21 protein-coding genes are annotated in these 18,478 nt (G+C 38.7%); all 21 read right to left on the bottom strand.

Annotation, left to right across the window (positions count from 1 at the left end; all coding sequences use genetic code 11):
• The gene (locus BANA01_RS15480) at positions 1-750 is read right to left on the bottom strand and encodes an ABC transporter ATP-binding protein (RefSeq protein WP_063253710.1); all 750 of its coding nucleotides are present in this window, start codon (positions 748-750) and stop codon (positions 1-3) included.
• A complete protein-coding gene (locus BANA01_RS15475) occupies positions 725-1,714 on the bottom strand; it encodes a branched-chain amino acid ABC transporter permease (protein WP_063253709.1) in 990 nt (329 codons plus the stop codon). Before BANA01_RS15475 ends, BANA01_RS15480 begins: the two co-directional genes overlap by 26 nt.
• On the bottom strand, positions 1,715-2,569 hold the full coding sequence (locus tag BANA01_RS15470) for a branched-chain amino acid ABC transporter permease (RefSeq protein ID WP_063253708.1): 855 nt from the start codon (positions 2,567-2,569) through the stop codon (positions 1,715-1,717).
• Between the two features lie 170 nt (positions 2,570-2,739).
• A complete protein-coding gene (locus tag BANA01_RS15465; protein WP_063253707.1) occupies positions 2,740-5,109 on the bottom strand; it encodes a xanthine dehydrogenase family protein molybdopterin-binding subunit in 2,370 nt (789 codons plus the stop codon).
• Between the two features lie 19 nt (positions 5,110-5,128).
• Entirely contained in the window at positions 5,129-5,605 is a 477-nt protein-coding gene (locus BANA01_RS15460) for a (2Fe-2S)-binding protein (protein ID WP_063253706.1), read from the bottom strand.
• A complete protein-coding gene (locus BANA01_RS15455) occupies positions 5,602-6,483 on the bottom strand; it encodes an FAD binding domain-containing protein (protein WP_063253705.1) in 882 nt (293 codons plus the stop codon). The genes BANA01_RS15460 and BANA01_RS15455 overlap by 4 nt, the downstream gene beginning before the upstream one ends.
• A 40-nt stretch (positions 6,484-6,523) precedes the next feature.
• Entirely contained in the window at positions 6,524-7,279 is a 756-nt protein-coding gene (locus BANA01_RS15450; RefSeq protein WP_063253704.1) for a maleate cis-trans isomerase family protein, read from the bottom strand.
• 108 nt (positions 7,280-7,387) lie between these two features.
• Positions 7,388-7,843, bottom strand: a complete 456-nt coding sequence (locus BANA01_RS15445; protein ID WP_063253703.1) for an SRPBCC family protein — start codon at positions 7,841-7,843, stop codon at positions 7,388-7,390.
• Between the two features lie 167 nt (positions 7,844-8,010).
• Positions 8,011-8,991 (bottom strand): CobW family GTP-binding protein, encoded by a 981-nt coding sequence (locus BANA01_RS15440; protein WP_063253702.1) that lies wholly within the window; start codon positions 8,989-8,991, stop codon positions 8,011-8,013.
• A 16-nt stretch (positions 8,992-9,007) separates the two neighbouring features.
• Positions 9,008-9,490 carry an aromatic-ring-hydroxylating dioxygenase subunit beta gene (locus BANA01_RS15435; RefSeq protein WP_063253701.1) on the bottom strand — a complete coding sequence of 161 codons (483 nt, stop codon included), beginning with the start codon at positions 9,488-9,490 and terminating at the stop codon, positions 9,008-9,010.
• A 22-nt stretch (positions 9,491-9,512) separates the two neighbouring features.
• The gene (locus BANA01_RS15430) at positions 9,513-10,679 is read right to left on the bottom strand and encodes an aromatic ring-hydroxylating oxygenase subunit alpha (protein ID WP_063253700.1); all 1,167 of its coding nucleotides are present in this window, start codon (positions 10,677-10,679) and stop codon (positions 9,513-9,515) included.
• The gene (locus BANA01_RS15425) at positions 10,676-11,773 is read right to left on the bottom strand and encodes a zinc-dependent alcohol dehydrogenase (protein ID WP_063253699.1); all 1,098 of its coding nucleotides are present in this window, start codon (positions 11,771-11,773) and stop codon (positions 10,676-10,678) included. The genes BANA01_RS15430 and BANA01_RS15425 overlap by 4 nt, the downstream gene beginning before the upstream one ends.
• Positions 11,774-11,828: 55 nt before the next feature.
• Entirely contained in the window at positions 11,829-12,053 is a 225-nt protein-coding gene (locus tag BANA01_RS15420) for a hypothetical protein (protein WP_063253698.1), read from the bottom strand.
• A gap of 127 nt (positions 12,054-12,180) precedes the next feature.
• Positions 12,181-12,990, bottom strand: a complete 810-nt coding sequence (locus tag BANA01_RS15415; RefSeq protein WP_063253697.1) for a DUF3891 family protein — start codon at positions 12,988-12,990, stop codon at positions 12,181-12,183.
• Between the two features lie 11 nt (positions 12,991-13,001).
• Entirely contained in the window at positions 13,002-13,697 is a 696-nt protein-coding gene (locus BANA01_RS15410; RefSeq protein ID WP_063253696.1) for an isochorismatase family protein, read from the bottom strand.
• Between the two features lie 15 nt (positions 13,698-13,712).
• Positions 13,713-14,081, bottom strand: coding sequence for a DsrE family protein (locus BANA01_RS15405; RefSeq protein ID WP_063253695.1), 369 nt, complete (start codon positions 14,079-14,081; stop codon positions 13,713-13,715).
• A 20-nt stretch (positions 14,082-14,101) separates the two neighbouring features.
• Complete coding sequence (locus BANA01_RS15400) at positions 14,102-14,698, bottom strand: TetR/AcrR family transcriptional regulator (protein ID WP_063253694.1); 597 nt, start codon at positions 14,696-14,698, stop codon at positions 14,102-14,104.
• A gap of 232 nt (positions 14,699-14,930) precedes the next feature.
• A complete protein-coding gene (locus BANA01_RS15395) occupies positions 14,931-15,815 on the bottom strand; it encodes a YitT family protein (RefSeq protein ID WP_034674303.1) in 885 nt (294 codons plus the stop codon).
• 176 nt (positions 15,816-15,991) lie between these two features.
• Positions 15,992-16,939, bottom strand: a complete 948-nt coding sequence (locus BANA01_RS15390; protein ID WP_235847161.1) for a 5-oxoprolinase subunit C family protein — start codon at positions 16,937-16,939, stop codon at positions 15,992-15,994.
• Positions 16,936-17,700 carry a LamB/YcsF family protein gene (locus BANA01_RS15385; protein WP_034674305.1) on the bottom strand — a complete coding sequence of 255 codons (765 nt, stop codon included), beginning with the start codon at positions 17,698-17,700 and terminating at the stop codon, positions 16,936-16,938. The genes BANA01_RS15390 and BANA01_RS15385 overlap by 4 nt, the downstream gene beginning before the upstream one ends.
• A complete protein-coding gene (gene pxpB / locus BANA01_RS15380) occupies positions 17,697-18,431 on the bottom strand; it encodes a 5-oxoprolinase subunit PxpB (RefSeq protein ID WP_063253693.1) in 735 nt (244 codons plus the stop codon). Before pxpB ends, BANA01_RS15385 begins: the two co-directional genes overlap by 4 nt.
• Between the last annotated feature and the right edge of the window lie 47 nt (positions 18,432-18,478).

Here is an 18,478-nt window from a genome sequence, read left to right as displayed (position 1 = left end):
CTAACTCGCCCCCAAGTATACAGATTTAACCTTATCATTATTGGAAATCTCTTGTGGAGTACCTGAAGCGATGAGCTCTCCATTAGCTAAACAATAGATCCTGTCACATATTCGATAAATAAAACCTAGATTATGGTCAATAACAAGAAACGTCATTCCTTCACTTCTAAGTCTTAAAATATGCTGAACCATTTTATCAAGCATGATCGGATTTACCCCTGAAGCTGGTTCATCCAGCAGCATGATTTTTGGATTTGCCATTAACTGGCGGCATAGCTCCAGCAATTTCAACTCAGCCGCACTTAAATTTTCAGCAAGTTCATTTCGTTTTTCATATAAGTTAAATTGCCGAAGCAGCCCGCAAACTTGATCATAATGCTCTTGCTCTTCGCGAATAATTTTCTTCTTTTTATAAAATATTGAGAATAATCCTTCAGAATCATTAGGAGGTACTACCATTAAGTTTTCAAGCAAACTTAGTTTGGGAAAACCAACTGGAGTCTGAAAAGTCCTTAATAATCCTTTTCCCACTACCGCTTCAGGAGTAGAAGTATCAATTTTTTCATCCAAGAAGTTGATTTCACCAGAATTGGAAGGTAAAAATAAACTAATCATATTAAAAAGGGTTGTTTTTCCTGCACCATTAGGACCGATTAGTCCAACAATTTCCCCTTTATTAACCTCCAATGTTACATTTTTAACGGCCTGAACGCCTCCAAAGTTTTTACTCAGCTCCTTGACTTGCAGCATTTTTCCCAACTCCCTTCGGTTCAAGGATTATCGTATTATCATGGAACTTAAATATCTTTTCTACTGATTTAAATTTTTCAGCAATTAATCCTTGTGGAAGGAAGCGTAGAACGAGAATCAGCATCATCCCGGACACAAATTGCCTCAATCCTGCTAATACAACACTGTATTCAGCTGGTACTGGAATAAAGCGTGTCGCTTCTTGAACAAGTATAAGAACAAAAGCACCGATTACAGCTCCGCGATTATTTCCTATCCCGCCTAGTACAAGTGCTGTCCAAACCGTAAACGTTATAGCAGAGGTAAACATATTTGGTGCAATGATAGACATATACCAAACATAAAAGCAGCCAACTAACCCAACCATAGAACTACTTAAGACAAACACTTTTAGCTTTGTAGCAAATATTTTCTTTCCTATCGATTGGGTTACGATTTCATTTTCCCGAATAGCCCTCATATAACGACCCATTGGAGAATCAGCCAGCCTTTGGGCAAAGAAATAAAATATAGCTAAACTTATAAGCACTAATCCTGTGAAAAATAGCATGTAATTGGCACCAGGAATGAGGTCCTGAAAAGGTTTATCCAACCCAAAAATTCCGATGTTTCCATTTGTTAACCATTCTTCATTTGCAGCAACAATTCTAATGATTTCAGCAAACGCAAACGTTGTAATTAGCAGGTACTCACTCTGTAAACGAAGTGAGGTATAGCCAATAAATAAACTTAATAACCCCGTAATAATCACCGAACCAATAACACCCGCGAACATTGGAAGTCCAAGTCCCTCAGGAGCATCGATTGTCAGCAATGTGTAGGAATAGGCACCAACTGCAAAATACCCGACAACCCCTAAATCCCAAAGCCCAAGTATTCCGCCATTAATATTTAATGCCACAGCCAGCATAGCGTAAATTCCGCCTAATGCAATGAGCCCTGATAAGAAAACTAGAATCTCCATTTAATGTGCACCACCCTTTGATAGTCCTTGAGGACGAATTAAAAGGACAAGTATAACAATAATGAATGCTATTGCTGTTCTGTATGACGTAGGGACTATCACGGTGCTAACATCCATACTCAATCCAATAATTAATGCAGCAAGCATCGTACCGTATAAATTCCCCATTCCTCCTACAATGACGACTGACATGATGATCAAAATCTGCTGCCAGCCTAACTCCATATTAAGCGTGCCCGACATGGCCAGTAGAATGCCGGCTAATCCTGCCAATCCCGATGATAGTAACCAAACATAATTCGATAGTTTTTTAGAATTTATTCCCCTTAATTGCGCCAAATCGCGATTTTCTGCCATCGCTCTGAAACCTTTGCCGTTTTTCGTTTTTGTTAAAATTAAATGAAGACCCACGACACACGCAACTGAGATCACAATAATAAACAATTCATGATACGAAAGAATCTGGCTGCCAAACACCTCAATCATATTACTGGTCTCAAGTCCAAAAGTTCGAATCTGCGGACCCACTATTGCCTGAACAATACCGTAAATTACCCACGAGAGACCAATGGATGTGAATAGTAACACTAGAATTCCACTTTTCCGTACTGGAAAATAGAAGACTTTTGCTAACAATAGCCCTAACACAGCTGTAGCGATGACGGAAAGAATCATTGCCAAGGCAAATGGAAAGTTAAGGACGCTTTTGAAGAGATAGGCCATATACGCACCTATTAAAAGCATTTGACCATGTGCTATATTTAAGAAGTTTTCTGTTTTCCAAACCATTGAAAAACCAATGGAAGCAATGATTAAGATACAACCAGTAATGATTCCATATATAACGTATTCCATCTTCAGCCTCCCTCTAATTTCTGCATACATGGATTTTTTTCTTTCCATTTAATTGTCAAGGGTCAGATCGTTCTTAGAATAATCTCACCCTTGATTAGATTTTTTTAATTTCACTGTGCTTATATTGTTTTTCTATTAAAAAAAATTCTAGAAAACTTTCTGGATTTTGCTTATTTTAGTACACTTTCTGTGCGTTCAGCTTCTTCTATTAAACTTCTTAATTTATTCGGGCTAATCGGGAGAGTGTTTATTTCTATTTTTAATGGTCTCATCGCATCACAAACAGCATTGGCGATTGCGGCTGGCGGGCTGATGGCACCACCTTCTCCCACTCCCTTAATCCCCATCGGATTGTGTGGAGAAAGATACTCTTGGTGACCCATTTCAACTTCAGGGACCTCCATGGCAGTAGGAATTAAATAATCCATATAAGTTCCGGTGACTAATTGACCGTTTTTATCGTAAATAATTTCTTCATATAGAGCACCACCAATCCCCTGTGCAACTCCGCCTTGAATTTGACCATCAACAATCTTAGGATTAATGACACGGCCACAATCATGAACAACAATATAACGTAAGATATCGACAAATCCTGTTTCCTTATCAACTTCCACAACTGCTACGTGGAAGCCAGATGAAAAAGTAACCGTTGGCGGTACAAAGTAATAGGTTGCACTCGAACCTGGTTCGATTCCTTTTGGAACCTTGCAGCGAGGGCCGGGTTTAGCAGCCTGAGCTATTTCTTGTAAGGTAACAAATTTGGATGGCGAATTTTTTAGATATACTTTGCCGCCATACATTTCTAGATCATCTATTGAAACTCCAAGCATTTCCCCTGTAATTAATAGAAACTTTTCTTTTAATTGTTTGGAAGCACCATGAACTGCTGATCCTGCCGTAACAGCCCCCCTGCTGGCAAATGTACCGACACCATATGGAAGCAGACTTGTATCTCCGGCCCGTACAGATACTTGCTCTGGACTTACACCGAACACATCGGCACAAATTTGCGAGAGAGTGGTTTCATGACTTTGACCGTGTGGACTAGAACCAACTCCAACCAAAATATGTCCAGTGGAATCAACTTTTACTGCTGCACCTTCAAACGGGCCAATCCCTGTTCCTTCAATGTAAGAGGATAAACCAATCCCAATATTTTTGTTTTGCTTCCTTGCCTCTTCTTGTTTTTGACGGAATTCATCATATCCAGCTATTTTCAATGCTTGTTGTAAAGATTTAACGTAGTCGCCATTTTCCAATATCATGTTTGCACCATCGCGGTAAAAAATACCTGTTTCATACGGCATTTGTTCAGGACGAACAAAATTTCTCAATGAAACTTCCACTGGGTCCAGATTTAACTTGTCAGCGATCATATAAATGATACGGTCCATTACATACACGGCCTCCGGTCTCCCTGCCCCACGATAAGGTACGTTAGGTGTCTTATTTGTTAAGACGATCCGGCCAGTAATGTCATAATTTGGTATGAGATACATTCCCCGCAAATGGGCAGCTGAGTTATAAGCACAACATAGCGCAAATGAGTTATGCGCTCCATTATCTAGGAGGAACTGATCTTTCAATCCAAGTATGGTTCCATCATTTCTAAAAGCCACTTCAACGTCATGTACCTGATCACGCGAATGTCTCGTGCTCTGCATATGCTCAAGACGATCTTCAATCCACTTAACAGGACGTTTATATTTCATCGCAAGATAAGGAATGATAATTTCCTCTGGATAGACCGCACATTTCGGCCCAAATCCGCCGCCAACATCTGGTGCTACAACACGTATATTTCCTTCGACCAGCCCAACTAGCTTTGAAAGATAGGAGCGAACCATAAAAGGTACTTGAGTAGATGACCAAACATCAAGTTGTTGATTTCGTTCTTGGTACTCAGCAATTACCCCTCTAGTCTCAAGCGGATTTCCCGATACTCTTGGAGTTTTTATTCTTGTTTTTAAAATGTGATTAGCCTGTCTAAAAGCATGGTCAATATCTCCAACCTTTACCTCGAAATATGATTGAATATTATTACCAAGCTCTGGATGGATAACGGGTGCTTCTTCCTTTATCGTTTCATAAGGATCGGTAACCACAGGCAAAGGCTCATAGTCGATCTTAATCAAAGCTAGTGCATCTTCAGCCACATACCGGTCTTCTGCTAATACAATGGCAACCGCTTGACCGACAAACGTTACTTTATCTTCTGCTAGCATTGGTTCAGGGTTTTTCTTAATCGTGGGTTTTATATCTGCTTCTAGCTGCGGAGGCAAGGTGAATTCTACAAATTCAGTGAAAGGTTTTACTTTTCCTTTTAAATCAGCAGCAACGATGACATCAAGGACACCCTCATAATTTTTTGCCCGTGAAAGTTCAATGTTTCTTATCCTTGCATGAGCATATGGGCTCCTCAGAATCGCTGCTTCGACCATATTTTCAATACGCATATCAGCTACAAACTTTCCAGAACCAGTGAGCAACCGATAATCTTCTTTTCTTTTTACATTTTGTCCTACAAATTGTTTCACGCTCAGGTCCCTCCTTTGATTAACATTTCAGTACATATGCATCTTTCACAGCTTTAATAATATTGCTGTATCCAGTACAACGGCAAAGGTTACCAGAGATCGCTTCGCGGATTTCGTCATCTGTTGGCAACTCAGGATGAGTTTCCATGAAATTTTTTACAGACATTAGAAAACCTGGCGTGCAAAATCCACATTGTAAAGCATGATTATTGGCAAATGCTTGTTGGATTGGATGGAAGGTACCATCTTCTTCAGCAAGTGATTCCACGGTCTCAACTTCTAAGCCATCTGCCTGGACAGCAAGCATTAAGCAGGAACGGACAGGCTCGCCATTTAGTAATATGGTACACGCTCCACACACACCATGTTCACAGCCTACATGAGTTCCGGTTAGACCAAGTTTATCCCGCAAAAAGTCTGATAAAAGCCATCGAGACTCAATCTCTTTTTCTATCACTTCACCATTTATTTTAATTTTGACATTACAATTGCTCATGCGAATACTCCTTCCCTGGCTCGGTCAATAGCTCTATTTAACGCCCTTTCTAGTAAAACACCTGATAAATATCGGCGGTATTCCTTCGAGCCGTGGATATCTCCTTCTGGATCTAAATCATCTAATTGAAGAGTAGCAGCTTCTTTAAGAATGGAATCGTCAGGCAGCTTTCCTATTAAAAATTCCTCTGCTGCTTCTGGGATAAAAGGAACTGAATTTGCACCACCTAATGCGATTTTTGCATCTGCTATGGTCCCATCATCATCAAGCTCGATGACAACGGCTACTTCAACTAAGGCAAAATCTCCGTGCCTCCTAGCAACCTCTTCAAACGCATATCCGCTCCCTTTTTTGATTTTTGGAAAACGAATTTCCTTAATGAGCTGATTGGGCTCGAGTGACGTTAATAAATAACTGAGGAAAAATTCTTCAGGGGATACGGTTATTTCTTCCTCACTAGACACCATAACGATTTCTCCTCTTAAGGCCGTTAATATGCATGGCAGCTCAGCTGATGGATCTGCATGGGCAATGCTTCCGCCAATTGTTCCCCTCGTTCTGATTTGATTATGTCCTACCCAGCGGATTCCTTCAGTCAGAAGCGGGCATTTTTCCTGAACCAATGCTGATTTTTCTACATCTACATGTCGAGTTATCCCGCCGATCACAATCGCATCTTCTTCTTCTTTTATTCCTTTCAATTCTTCTACTCTGCCAATATCTATTATGTAGCCAGGTGTTGAAAGCCTCATGTTTAATAAAGGAATTAAACTTTGGCCTCCAGACATAATCTTGGCATCGTCTCCATATTCAGCCAACATATCAAGAGCTTCTTGGAGATTATTAGGTCTTAGATAAGAGAACTTTGGCGGCTTCATTATGATGACCTCCTTTTTACTAGGTTCATTTTTTCTATTATTAATATTTTCCTGATAATAAGCTTCCAGCGTTAGGGACCGAGGTTTCTAGCTCCAATTGCTTTAATATTTTATAGACAGTTGAAGTGGCAGCAGTCAATACTGGCAATCCAAGCTCATCTTCGACCTTTTGAACTGCTGGAAGAGATGGCATTTGTACACATGCAGAAAGAACGATTGCATCGGCACCTTCTATATTTAGCCTTTTTGCAATCTCAGGAAGATTATTTGAATCTAATCTCCCAACTTCCAAATTATCCGAGACCTCAAGGCTGATCGAATCAATGACTTCGATTCCACTTTGTTCTAAATAATCAATTACCATCTGAGTTAGAGGTTTCATGTATGGGGTGATAATGGATACCTTTTTTGCATTTATAGTTTTTATACCCTCCACTAATGCTCCAGCACTGCTGATGACCGGGGCTGAACCACCGTTTTCAACCGTTGCACCATACAGCCTTTTTTCGGAGCTTATATGATAACCTGCGCCTTGGCACATGATTGCTACCAAACAAGCATAGGCGAGAACGTCACAGCGGGCATCAGATAGTTCCACCGCACATCTGTCACTTTCCACATCCATCTTTGATAATTCCTCTTTAGAGACATGCTTCATTCTCATTCTGCTAGAGTGAAAAGTGAAAGAAACTTCAGAAGATTCTTTCATTTTTGCGTGCAGCATATCCGGAATCTCAGTTTCCATAGTTGTATTAGAGCTTGGGACTATTAGTCCAACTCGATAATGTCTTGTCATTCTATAGTAACCACCTTTTTTGTAGTTTTAATCGGTAAGCTTTTATGGAGATTCAATTTTCTATAAGTGCTATATTTGAAGAGTATTATTCAATGTAAATGGCGGGATCTATGGGGATTCTACTGCTGTTGATGTAGCCGCTTTTTGAATATCTTTAAAAAACTTTCCGGCTAAAAATTTCGCTACTCCTCCTAGGACTCGGTTACCGACGCTTGCAATGGTGCCGCCTATTTCCGCGTCACAGTTCCATTCAAGTCTAGAACCGCCTTCTGTTTCGAATAATCGGCAATGCATTTTTGCTTCTACATGACCCGGAGTTCCACTCCCAGAGGCATGAAGAATATAATAATTTGGTTTATCTACACCTTCTATTTTTACTTTTCCAACATATTCTCCTTTAACTGCAGCCACGCCTAATTTTAAAACTACATCGTACTCACCATTTTCTTTTACGATTAATTCATGACAGCCAGGAATGACTTTTTTCAAAATTTCCTCATCTAGAAGTGAATTCCATAACTGATTTACATCCATTGAAAATTTTGCTTCTCCCTCAAGGTTCATCTATTCAAACACCCCTTTAATCTATTAATAATGTCAAACTAGTAATAATTAACTAGTCCTACTAATTTGATTATATATATTTCCGTATTTTCTGAATAATAAAAATAACGACATAATATGACAAAATCGATTAATACGAAAACGTTAAGTATTATTGCTGAATACATTTATCCATTTATTGTTAAAAGCTCTTCAACTGGCATTTTTACCAGTTGGGAAAACATTTCAAATGCTTGACTTGCATGTAAATCAACACCGATTAAAGTGATAAAAGGCTGGCTTTCATATTCCATAAAGACTTTCCAACTCAGCCTATTCCCAATAAATTGAACTAAATAAATGTTATTGTCTTCTTCTAAATAAACAAAACCTTTAGCCCTAATTAAATTAGGCTTTAGACAAAAGAAATACTCTTCTATGATGTTTTTAGTAACTTTAATTGGAACAGGAAGGGCAATGGTAGATAAATATTCATAAGAAGGCTGGTCTGCCTGCTGCTCAATATCCTCTGAAGCTTGTAAGGAATCTTTATCCTGTTTTTTTCCGGTTCTATTAATAGTAAGCAGTTGATCAAGACCGACTTGACTTTTAAACGTGAATTGGAGATCAGCTGAATCATTTAACTGTTCTATTAAAGTAACAATTTTGGATTTATCCAGGTTTTCTACCAGATCAATCTTATTTACGATAATGGAGTCAGCAGCACACAGCTGTCTGGCATAGGTGTTCCTCATATCGAAAGTCGTTATGTTTGAGATAGTTTCCGCGTCTACTAGCGAAACCACACTTTTCACGTATATGCGAGAAATTAATTCTTTTCTCAACATTTCATCCATGACTTCCTCTGGATTAGCAATGCCTGTTAATTCAATAAAAATTATGGTTGGATTTGTCTTTAAAAGTTGTTCAAAGCTATTTATCAATTCACTTTTTTTACTGCAGCAGACACATCCATCGTTTAGAGATTGAATAGGTACAGAACTTCTCCCGTTAATAATATGGCTGTCGACATCCATCTTTCCGAATTCATTCATGATTACTCCAAACGACATTTCCTTTTGCTTGGATTCCTCAAGCAAATTTAATAATAGAGTTGTCTTTCCACTACCTAAAAATCCACTTAAAATAATAACCGGTACTCTGCTCATAGATTTAGCACCAATCTTATAACAAGAAGCTCAAGTTTCCGATAAATTCGTTATTATTAATAAGTTCCACCTTTTTAGCTGCAATTTTCCATGAGTTACCGTTTTTTCTCAGATTGTGTTCGAATCTGCCAGAATAAATCGTTTGGATACTACGCCTTAATTCCACAATAATGAAATTAGAGCTTACGGTAATGGTTTGATCATCTTGATCTAGAACTCTAACATTTGAGATTAAGTGCCTCGTTCTTGATTGTGGCTCTTGACCGTATGCTAAACCACTTTGTAATCGCCAAACTCGTTCTCCCAATCTCTCTTTGTTATCGTATATGATAGATACATGTGTATTCGGATCATAGTGATCCTTATTTGACGGAATCCAATACCACGCGTCTTCGGTAAATAAATCCAGCCATTCGCTGAAATTCCCATCATTTAGATATGAGGCTTCATCTATAAGAAAAGCTTCAACATCCTTTCGGTCTATAAGAACCCCATTCATCTTCATGCCCCCAATCATCCTTTTATTCTTTGGTCATTAGTCGTCGCCATTCTTTGTATAATGCTCTTGCAGATACCTCGTCACTTGAAGTAGCAGTAATGATTCCATCTTCATCTATCTCTTCCCGGTTCATACCTCGACTGATTTCAAGCCATTCTGCTCCATTTGCCTTTGCATTCAGCCCCTCCATCACTCGATCAAATCCAACCTCGAGGTCATCTACGGTACCAAAACCAGCTGGGCCATAGAAACCTTCATGCTTTCTTAGCCTGCTGGCATTCTCCTCTACTGAAACACCTTTCAGCATGATTGGATACAGGCTGACATGAGTCTTGTTAACAGATATGGGTCTTGTTACACGAACTTGAGAACCAACAAAGCCGAGGTTAGGAAAAATAATTAAATTAAACGGTAATGCACCAATACCAAGGTCTCCATCTAATTCATATAAGGAGTGGCCATTCCCTAAGTCTCGTATTTTTTCGTTTTTGTGCATCTTTGAAAAATTAATTCTTTTTCCCGTTTTGTTTGCGACAAGGTTAAAGAAACTCCTATGGGTGACACTTAAATGATAAGGATCAATCGTATTTTCTACTTGCAGCTTCCAATTGCCATCAAAACTATATTTATGAACACCTGCATTTAAAGCAATCCCCTCTGGTCCTGTATTCACCACATAATCGATATATTTACGGGCATGCCCCAAATAGTCTTCGAGACTAGGAACATCCTCAGATAAACTAGCAAAGATAAAACCCTGGTACACTCCAACCTTTGGAACTTTGATTAACCCCATCTTACAGCGGTCAAATTTTTCATCATATCCATCTTGAAATGGCATTCCTGTCAAATCACCATTATTGGAATAGGTCCATCCATGATAGGCACAGCGGAAATAGTTGGCATTTCCTTGCTCCTGCTGGCAAACGGTTGCGGCCCTGTGTCTGCAGCGGTTTAAGACAACATGTATTTCATCACTGTCAGAGTCGCGGGTCACAATCACTGGATTAAAACCAATGAAGGTTGTCTTGTAGTCACCTGAATTAGCAATCTCACTTTCATGTGCTACATATACCCATGTATTTTCAAAGATATTCTTCATTTCTTTTTGAAAAATTTCTTCATCCTTATAGACATCACCGTGTATTGCGCCTTCTTTTACCAGATCAGAAATTTTCACTGTATTCACCTAGCTTCCTTTAAAGATTCGTTTACAACTGCAACATGAATGCACCCATCCTGACCATATGCATGCATCTTGACTGCTTTGGCTGCTTCTTCGATTGGAAAACTATGTGTAACCATCTTTTCAAGAGGATATTTTCTTGATTCTATTACGCGCAATGCGACTCCGACTGCTTTCTTTGGACGGCCAAGGACTCCTTTTACGGTCAGCAGCTTCCATGTGATTTTACTAGACATAAGATTTTGCGATAATTTTTCATCGGTCCCAGAGTGAACAATGGTAGCTCTGAGTCCTGCTAGATCTAATGCAGTTACGAGCTGCTGAGGGGCAGTTGCTGCGTTAATAACTGTATCTGCCATTTTCCCATCCGTTACCGCATGTACTTCTTTAACCAAGTCTTGAGTATCTGCAAAGAATGTGTGAGTCGCACCAAATTCTTTGGCTAATTTTAAACGATGTTCGTCTTTAGACATACCCGTAACAATGATTTTTCCTGCTCCAGCTTCTTTGGCCCCGATAACTGCGCCTAACCCCATTGGTCCTGGTCCTTGAATAAGAACGGTATCACCGACTTTCGTATTTCCTACTTCTTGAACCCAGTGGATACCATTAGATATTGGAATATATAATTGCAAAAGTTCTGGTGAAACATCCGCACTTGCCTTATGGACAATAGAATTAGGATGGAGATACATATATTCTGCAAATCCTCCCCATAAAGCCGTTTTCTCATTATCTATTCTCATTGCTCCATATCGTAAATCAAAACATTGTTGATAGTTACCGGTAAGACAATTATTACAGGCACCACATGGGATATACTCTTCAACGACTACTCGGTCACCTTCTTGTAACCCCCAGCGTGCGGCGGCCTTTTGACCTAAATTTGTTACCCTTCCAACTATTTCATGACCTATCACACATGGGAGTTGAAAAACCCCATTTCCACCGTTTAAATAAGCTTCACTGTCAAATCCACATACCCCGCAGGCTTCAACCTGGAGAAGGGCTTCGTTTTCTCCTGTTTCAGGGATAGGGAATTCCTTTATTTCTATTGTTTCCTTTTCTGTTAGTACAGCCGCTTTTACTTTATTCAAATGACTTTACCTCCTAGTTAAATCCTCTCTAGTCAACCCACTTTACTGAAAAGTCCTATATGTCGTCTGCTTCATCAATCCATCTTGTTTTTGAGGGATCTAAAAGATTCGTAAGTTCCTTGTGCGTACTCCATAATAAACTTTCTAATTCAAGGGGATCGAAGTAAGAAATTTTTCCTGTCCGGTTATCTTGAATTAATAGCCTATCTCCATTTGCTGACCTGTCTAGTTTTACAGTAACATGTGCAAATTCATTTTTAAGGACAAAGTCTTCGCTCAATTTCTTTCACCTGCATTCAATTGAAGTTAGTTAGTGCCCACTAACATCACGTTACGCTTATGCACATTATTTTTTAGTTATCTATATATTAGCAAAATTCAGATAATAAAAAACGTAGTTTGTTAGATTAACTAGCAACGATTCTCCATTGGATGTCTTCTTTTTCAGTACCTTCAATAATTTCCTTAGCTTCTTGATGAGTTTCATAATCACGATCTTCTATTCTTCTTCCAGGAACAGAAGTATCAAACTCATCAGCAAATGGGAATGGCTGAATAAGAATTTCTCCATTTCCTTTGGAATTTACGGTTAAGTGAACCGGTTCGCTTTCTCTTGTCATTCTTACTGGACCTAATGTAACTTCATTCTTTTCCGTCGGATTATTTAACCCCATGAATAACCCTAAGCGATCCATAACTTGAAAATACTCATACTGCATCCAAATGTTATCTTCAAATTCACTGCGTTTATGTTGTGCTTTCCAATACTGCTGCTTGATATCAATCCATTCCTTTTGGATTGTGTTAATCGTATCATTCATGAAGCCTCTCAAATCATCAGAAACCTTATACGTAAAGGTTGGATCATATCCAAATCTACTTGTATAAAGACCGATCCAGTGCATTCCCAGCATCATCCCTGCATACGGATCCTGTTTTAAGGTATTGCGATAGCCAATTTCGTAAAAACGAACATGTTCTGGTAAATTAACCTCTAAGAAGTTTGTTGGGCGTTTGGTAGATTCGTTAAATAATACATCATCATCAGGCTGCTTCCATCCAGCGTCATGTTTTTCAATTCCAAGACTAACAGATTCATGGTTTACTAACTTTTGAAACCGTTCATTTCCCCATAACCTAGATACTGTTCCCATTTGGATAGCATGTTCGTCCTGCCTAACCAACACTAATTTTCCTTCCTGCTTTGAGATAATCATCTATCTTCCCCCTATAGTTTAAGCGCTTCCAAATAGGATATAACCTGTTCTACAGGTATGACATCACCATACTTTTGTTGTATATCAAACAAGTTAATCGCATGAGTCGTTATACCACGATCAAATACACATTCTTCTGGAACCACAACTTTATAATTATTTGAAAAAGCGTCAACCACAGTTGCTCTAACACATCCGCTTGTTGTGCATCCAGTCACGATAACACTATCAACTCGCTGGGCTGTTAAAAGAGAAACTAATGGTGTTCCAAAAAACGCACTAGGTTTTTTCTTCGATAGGATCACTTCACCATTGACCGGGGATAATTCTTCAACTACTTTTGTCCCTTTTTCCCCTTCTAGTAACAGCGGGTGATCAAAAATTTGACCCTTAATGGCTACACGGTCATTATCACTGCTCTTGGACCCTTCGATAATGGTATAGATCACGGGAAGTCCCTTTTTACGGCAAGTTTCTAATACTCTTCTAATATATGGAATAGCCCCCCAACTTGCTGTTCCACAACTAGTTGGATATGTTTTAATCGCCTCTTCAATCTCCTCTGGTCCATCTCCGGTAAATCCATATTGCACATCAATAATCAAGAGTGCTGGTTTTTTCCCCAAGCCATACATAGATCCTAAACCAGCGCTAGAGTATATTTTAGAATCGCGTTCATCCAGGTATTTTTCCCAGATTCTAGCCATTCACCTTCACCTCTCTCACCCATAAGTTATCACCTTATCACATGCAGCGGTCATTTCGACTAGAACACTAGGAGACCCTAGTTCTACTTTTTTGCCTTGTAGATCTTCTTCTGTAATACCTCTTGCCCCGCAGGATACTTGGGATAGAACAATTCTTCCCCCTCGTTCGAGAATTTCATTAACAGAATTTCGTAACTCCGTTGCCGTTACTCCCACACCAAAAACAGTGTCAAGATTTTCTTCCTTTAGTAATTGGACTGCGCTTCCTGCAAGAAACATAGAGGCCTGATGACCATCTTTAAGAGCTGTTTTAGCAATTAGAAACGCCCTGTCTGCTTGGGTTGGTGCTTCTGGCCCGTGTGTTAAGTGAATTAATAAATGCATGTTATTATCCTCCTTTATTCCTATACCTTTTCATTTACCTCACTAGGAGTTAGGTGATCGATAAATACCTGAACACTTCCTTTTATTACATCCTCTTCTGAAAGGGATGTAATGATTTCTCCTGAGACAAATGAGCGAGATATAAAAAGCCCATAACTCATATAAAGAAAATTCATGGCAGTGAGTTCATAATCACAGTCTTTGATATGGTTTCTCTTATGCATTTCTTCTAAATATTTTTCAATTAATTCCTTTAATTGCCTTGGGTGCTTATTAACTTGTTCAAGCAGTCCTGGAACGTTATGACCTTCTTGAATAGCTATTTTTATGACATTTTTATTTTTTTTCATAATGGTGTGATAAGTCTCGGCAATCATCAATAAGTCTTTTTCTAGATTCCAAATTAACTTGTGTTCAAAAAGTTCCTTCATTTGAAAACTATAGTAATAACGGTCAATAGCTGCTTCTAATATCTTCTTTTTGCTAGGAAAATGTCTAAATAGAGTCATTTCACTCACAGCAGCTTTTTCAGCTATTTGTTTTGTTGTTGCTCCTTTAAATCCCTTTTTCGCAATCATATCGATGGCGACTTTCAAGATTTTTTCATCCGTGGTCATATTCCTTCTACCTACCTAACTATGTTTGTTAGTACTCACTAACTCTCTCCTAATATGAATGTTATAATAGTGACAAAAATGTGTCAATATATTTTCTGAATTATTTAAAATTTTTAAAAATTGTTGACATATATTCTGACTATATTTTACTCTTTTAAAACTCCTAACTTTTTAAAGGATTAAAAAAACCCAGAGAATTTATCCCCGAGTTTTATTGTTACTAATACGAATTTTAATGAATGTCCCTCTTCTTAAAACGTCCACCCCGAACTTCGGATATGTCAGCAATCGCCAAGAAGGCATTTGGGTCAATTTCCTCAACAATCGTTGTCAATTTCGATTCTTCAAGTCGAGTGATGATAGAGAAAATGACCTTTTTATGGTCACCGGTATAGGCTCCCTCACCCTTTAGATAAGTCACACCACGACCTAAACGAGCATTTACAGCATTTCCGATTTCCTCTGCTAAATCACTGATAATCCAAACCGATTTGGATTCCTCGAAGCCGTCAACCACTGTATCAATGGCTTTTGCAGCAATAACGTAAGCTAATACAGAGTACATCGCTCGATCAAAACTGAACACAAACCCGGCTGCTCCTAAAATAAAGATATTGATAAACATAATAATTTGACCAACGGAGAATGGTACCTTTTTGGTTATAACGAGAGAAAGTATCTCAGTCCCATCTAAAGCACCACCAAAGCGAATAACAATACCAACCCCGATTCCTAATATCATGCCCCCAAAAATGGTTGCAAGAAGAATATCATCGGTAAACGCTGGTACTGGGTGAAATAATGTTGTAAAAACCGATAAAACAATAATTCCATAAACAGTAGATATCGCAAATGTTTTACCCATCTGCTTGTAGCCTAAATAAACAAATGGCAAGTTTAACACGAATAGAAAGATACCAAGTTCAAGACCGGTTAAATGAGATAACATGATTGATATACCTGTTACCCCTCCATCTATAACCTTGTTAGGGACTAAAAAGATCTCTAGACCGACAGCCATTAATATAGCTCCGAGAGTAATGGATATCGCTCGAAAGATTTTTTTAGTAAGGGGGAGCTTTCGATGTTGTACTTTTCCGTTTACTAATTCTGTCACAAAATCACACCTTATAAAAAATTTATTAATAAAACCAAATTCGAGAATGAACGTTTCGAATAATTCTCTGACTAGGTTATTATTACCAATTCATGTAGCCTTCATGAATCAACTATTACTAATATTATACCATAAAATCTATTAAACCTGAATTATAGTTCATCTTTATTAAGGAATTACCCCCTTGATAACCTATATAAGGTGGTCATCATGTTCTTACCTTGAATTAGCAGGTTTTGAGCAGTTTGGAGTGAAACCTGCTTAAATCTTATCCTGGTACCCGGCTGCGCTTGAGCAAGAAGCGGGATATCTGCAGAAATAACAGTTCCGATTCTAGAATAACCTCCCGTTGTTTGGTGTTCAGCCATAAGAATGATAGGCTGCCCGCTTGCAGGGACTTGGATTCCACCTAAAGGAATGGCGTCTGATATAATATCTGCGGCCCCGCTATGCTCCATTTGTGGACCTGTTAATTGATACCCCATTCGGTTGGACTGGGTGGTTACGGAATATTCTTTCGTTAGAAATGTTTCGATACCTTTGGAAGTAAATTTATCAGTATGTGGACCAACTATTACTCTTACCGTTAATGGGTTCGTATATTTTGGAATAAGCTTGGTGTGCAGCTTTCTATTTCTTCTGGTGAAGGGATTCCCATAAAGAATATCCCCCTTTTTTATTGCCCTTCCTTCAAAACCTCCAAATTTTCCTGTTAGATACGTTGATTTACTATTAAGTACAATAGGTACATGAATTCCACCTGCAATGCTTATATACGTTCTTGCTCCCTCTTTCAGCTCTCCAAATGAGAGAATCTGCCCTTTTTTTATCACAATGCTTTTCCAAAGCGGGATCTCCTGCTCATTAATTTGTGGAGATAAATTCCCTCCACAAATGGCAATAGAGACATCATTTAAAGCCATTAAGACAGGTCCAATTAGCGGTGCTTCAAGTGCAGCCTCCCCTAAGTCGTTACCAACTAATACATTACCCACCTGCAATGAAAAAGGATCCATGGCACCTGAAATGCTAACCCCAAATTCACGAAATCCAAACCTTCCAAGGTCTTGTACAGTTGTTTGCAAACCGGGTTTTAACACTTTAAAGATTGGGGTCCTCATCATCTCGGCCAACTCTTCCTAATTTCTATATTTTCTTTTGTTAAGGCATGTTTTAATTCTGTTATAAAATTTAAAGCAGCAGGTTCATCACCATGAACACAGACTGTATCTGCAGTCATAGCAATATCAGTTCCGTCCGTTGTCGCAACTTTCCCTTCTCTTATCATTCGGATAATTCTCTGGGCTGCAATGTTCATATCATGAATCATGCTGTTTTCATCATTTCTAGAAGTCAACGATCCATCAGGTTGATAGGTTCGGTCTGCAAACACTTCCTGTGCAGTATTTAGACCTTTTGCTTTTCCAGCTTGGATAAGTTCACTACCGGATAGCCCAAAAAGGATTAACGTAGAATCAAAATCTGCTACAGCCTGAGCAATTGAATCTGCTATTAATCTAGATTTAGCAGCCATATTATACAAGGCTCCATGGGGTTTAACATGGACGAGCTTTACTCCTTCAGCTTTGGCAAATGCACTTAAGGCACCCATTTGATAGAGTGTGAGATTGTAGATTTCCCTAGTGGATACATTCATCTCCCTCCGGCCAAACCCCAATATATCCGGAAATCCAGGATGAGCACCAATATTTACATGATATTTTTTTGCCATTTGAATGGTCTCCATCATCACATTATGGTCCCCTGCATGATAGCCACAAGCAATATTTGCAGATGATATATGCTTCAAAACCTCTTTATCATTCCCAATTTTAAATAATCCATAGCTTTCTCCAAGATCACAATTGATGTCAATGTAACTCAAGTTATTTCCTCTCCCTTCATGTAAGTCGAAACTTTATAATTCTTTGAAGCAGCCCTTTCTTTAATGGCAAGAAACTCGCCCCAATCCACAGGGAAAAAGGATACATAATTGCCTGCAGACAAGAGTGACGGATTGTTTTTTTCGATATCAAATAATGTTATTGGGATTATACCGATAATTCTCCAGCCTGAAGGGACCTCAGAAGGATAAATTCCTGTTTGTCCGCCGCCAATTCCCACTGAACCTGCTGCAACCTTCGCTCTTGGTATTTCTAAACGAGGCGTTGATATTTTTTTATCTAATCCACCAAGATATGGAAAACCTGGTACAAAACCAATCATATGGACTAAATATTCTTGGTTAGAATGTAAGTGAATAACTTCTTGTTCACTAATGCGATTGTACTCTGCAACGAATTGTAAATCTGGACCAGTATTTCCTCCATAATAAACAGGAATCCTATAGACAATAGGGCTATACAGTTTTAATTCCTTTGCTGATTCCATTACAGAATAAACGATTTTCTCTAATTGGCGATACCTTATTTTGGAAGGATCATAAAAAATTGCAATCGTGGTAAACGTTGGGACACACTCAATAACACCATCAATCTTATAACTTGTAAAGTTATGTAAAAAGCGATTAATTTGGTGATGAGTACTCTCATCAATTTCATTACCAAATGAAATCCTGATCGCTGAATCTCCTAATGGTATGATTTCAACACTCATTTGTCTCACCTATTTTCAAACTATTTGCTAAATTACTTTATACTTTA

This window comes from Neobacillus niacini NBRC 15566 (assembly GCF_001591505.1).
Classification (GTDB): Bacteria; Bacillota; Bacilli; order Bacillales; family Cytobacillaceae; genus Neobacillus; species Neobacillus niacini.
This window is presented reverse-complemented; position numbering and strand designations above follow the sequence as displayed.

Coding starts and splice junctions, on each gene's coding strand:
- BANA01_RS15460 (WP_063253706.1), bottom strand. CDS start 5,605: ATGAGCAATTGTAATGTCAAAATTAAAATAAATGGTGAAGTGATAGAA.
- pxpB (WP_063253693.1), bottom strand. CDS start 18,431: ATGAGTGTTGAAATCATACCATTAGGAGATTCAGCGATCAGGATTTCA.
- BANA01_RS15410 (WP_063253696.1), bottom strand. CDS start 13,697: ATGGCTAGAATCTGGGAAAAATACCTGGATGAACGCGATTCTAAAATA.
- BANA01_RS15440 (WP_063253702.1), bottom strand. CDS start 8,991: ATGAGCAGAGTACCGGTTATTATTTTAAGTGGATTTTTAGGTAGTGGA.
- BANA01_RS15390 (WP_235847161.1), bottom strand. CDS start 16,939: ATGATGAGGACCCCAATCTTTAAAGTGTTAAAACCCGGTTTGCAAACA.
- BANA01_RS15405 (WP_063253695.1), bottom strand. CDS start 14,081: ATGCATTTATTAATTCACTTAACACACGGGCCAGAAGCACCAACCCAA.
- BANA01_RS15470 (WP_063253708.1), bottom strand. CDS start 2,569: ATGGAATACGTTATATATGGAATCATTACTGGTTGTATCTTAATCATT.
- BANA01_RS15450 (WP_063253704.1), bottom strand. CDS start 7,279: ATGACAAGACATTATCGAGTTGGACTAATAGTCCCAAGCTCTAATACA.
- BANA01_RS15455 (WP_063253705.1), bottom strand. CDS start 6,483: ATGAAGCCGCCAAAGTTCTCTTATCTAAGACCTAATAATCTCCAAGAA.
- BANA01_RS15400 (WP_063253694.1), bottom strand. CDS start 14,698: ATGACCACGGATGAAAAAATCTTGAAAGTCGCCATCGATATGATTGCG.
- BANA01_RS15475 (WP_063253709.1), bottom strand. CDS start 1,714: ATGGAGATTCTAGTTTTCTTATCAGGGCTCATTGCATTAGGCGGAATT.
- BANA01_RS15435 (WP_063253701.1), bottom strand. CDS start 9,490: ATGAATGGGGTTCTTATAGACCGAAAGGATGTTGAAGCTTTTCTTATA.
- BANA01_RS15445 (WP_063253703.1), bottom strand. CDS start 7,843: ATGAACCTTGAGGGAGAAGCAAAATTTTCAATGGATGTAAATCAGTTA.
- BANA01_RS15415 (WP_063253697.1), bottom strand. CDS start 12,990: ATGATTATCTCAAAGCAGGAAGGAAAATTAGTGTTGGTTAGGCAGGAC.
- BANA01_RS15480 (WP_063253710.1), bottom strand. CDS start 750: ATGCTGCAAGTCAAGGAGCTGAGTAAAAACTTTGGAGGCGTTCAGGCC.